A 698-nucleotide genomic window follows, 5' to 3' on the forward strand; every position below is an offset into this window, starting at 1 on the left:
TTTTCGTTGCGCTCTGCCTCCGGGTTGTCATTGCAATCACCAACTATGAGCGAGGAAACGAACCGGGCTGTGAGAAGCTATGAGATGGATTCTATGACAGGCTCAAAAGAGTTGAGTTGAAATACTAATTCACCGATGCGCTTGTCCTGATACTGTCGGAGCGCGCGTGCAACACTAGAGTTTTCACCAGCTAATTGAGATAGGCCCTCAACGTAGAATTCGCCAGTTGCGCGATCGAAATCATGCCGACCGATAACACCACCAATGTCGGTGACCTGGTCGCTTTTTCCAACTGCAATGCCATACTGAATATCTAGTGCCGCCCGATCGATTTGCGCCGGCCATTGACTCTTGTCCAAACTTTCTCGCTCAAGACGGTCTTCTTTGAACTGTTCTTGAACACTTTTCTGAGCAGTCATCTCATCCGGATCGAATGGATCAAGTCCCATCGTGTTCACCTCGAGGCGTAACCGGTTCAGACATCGATGAGAGAAATTAGTCCATGCATAGATATATAATTATATTCAAATAAAGTACAACAACTCAGATCTGTTTCTTAAGAACATCTCTAATAGCGCTATCTTAAACAATATTGAGGGTGTCATAGAACAGTTCTCATACCAGAGAGCAGGGTGAACGCTGAGGTGGTATGAGCCCAGCGACCCTGCAAGATAATCCTACGGTAGAGACGTTCTTCA

1 protein-coding gene is annotated in these 698 nt (G+C 46.3%); it reads right to left on the reverse strand.

Annotated elements, in window-relative coordinates; translation table 11 throughout:
* Positions 1-77: 77 nt before the first annotated feature.
* Positions 78-449, reverse strand: a complete 372-nt coding sequence (locus N5098_RS15110) for a hypothetical protein (protein WP_267638719.1) — start codon at positions 447-449, stop codon at positions 78-80.
* Positions 450-698 lie beyond the last annotated feature (249 nt).

The organism is Halovenus rubra (assembly GCF_026586665.1).
In the GTDB taxonomy this organism is placed as follows: domain Archaea; phylum Halobacteriota; class Halobacteria; order Halobacteriales; family Haloarculaceae; genus Halovenus; species Halovenus rubra.

What these genes read in the sequence shown, in the direction of transcription:
- N5098_RS15110 (WP_267638719.1), bottom strand. Translation starts at nt 449, where the DNA reads ATGGGACTTGATCCATTCGATCCGGATGAGATGACTGCTCAGAAAAGT.